We start from the raw sequence: 700 nt of genomic DNA on the forward strand, positions 1-700 counted from the left end.
CGCAAAAAAGCAAAACTAGAACGCGCAAGCAAACGTATTATTGAACGCCACCAATCACAAGATGGACTGGGCGAAGAGTTGATAACTCAGGACTTAAAACAAAAAGAAAAGCTGGATAGAAATGCAGATAAAATCACCGAGTTTTTAGCCACTCACGAAGAGAAAACAGGCAGTAAAGGCAAGCCTGTTAAAAGTAATATCACTGACCCAGATAGTGCGAAGATGACGACCTCAAAAGGGACAATTCAAGGCTACAACGGCATCGCGATAAACGATGATAAACATCAAATCATCCTGCAAGCACAAGCGTGGGGCTCAGTGGGCGAACAACAAACTTTACAGCCAGCCGTTGCACAATTAAAACAGCAGCTTGCTAAACTCAATACAGAAAAAATGGCAGATAAACACACCATCAAATTCACCGCAGACAGTGGGTTTAACAGCGAAGTAAACCTTGAGTTTATGGCGCAAAGTGGGTTCGATACCTACATTGCGGATAACCAATTTAGAAAACGAAATCCGCTATTTAAAGCCAGCGAAACATACGAAACTGAGCAAGAAAAGCGCCGACTAAAACGCAGCAAAGGCAAGCCTCGGTTATTTACCTCAGACGATTTTCATTATGATGAGGCAACGCAAACATGCCGCTGCCCTGCAGGCAATGCCATGTGGCGAAGCGGGGTCAATGTAAACAGCCATA

The 700-nt window shown here is 44.0% G+C and carries 1 pseudogene; it reads left to right on the top strand.

From position 1 onward, the window contains the following. Positions 1-700 (top strand): annotated as a pseudogene (locus tag I6E85_RS20805) (transposase); the annotation flags it as partial.

The organism is Pseudoalteromonas sp. NZS71 (genome assembly GCF_015864715.1).
GTDB lineage: Bacteria > Pseudomonadota > Gammaproteobacteria > Enterobacterales > Alteromonadaceae > Pseudoalteromonas > Pseudoalteromonas arctica.